Here is a 257-nt window from a genome sequence, read left to right on the forward strand (position 1 = left end):
GCGAGGGCGTCATCTCGCCGGCGTCACGGGATGAGGCGCAGGAAGACGTCGTCCAGCGAAGGGCGCCGCAGGCTCGCGTCGACGAGGGGAATCCCCGCCGCGTCCAGCTCGCGGACGAGCCGGGGCAGCGTGAGTGCCGGATCGAGGGCGACCACTCCCGCGGTGCGGGACTCCGCGTCGAGCACGGGCTCCGCCCCCGTCAGCTGGTCGAGGACCACCGCCGCGGCGGGCAGTGCCGCGCCCTCCGCGACGACGAC

Annotated in this window: 1 pseudogene; it reads right to left on the reverse strand. The window is 75.9% G+C overall.

What is annotated here, in order from left to right:
- Positions 1–23: 23 nt before the first annotated feature.
- Positions 24–257, reverse strand: a pseudogene (locus AOK03_RS43940) (DUF4162 domain-containing protein); the annotation flags it as partial.

Source organism: Streptomyces atriruber, assembly GCF_001418325.1.
GTDB classification, from domain to species: Bacteria; Actinomycetota; Actinomycetes; order Streptomycetales; family Streptomycetaceae; genus Streptomyces; species Streptomyces atriruber.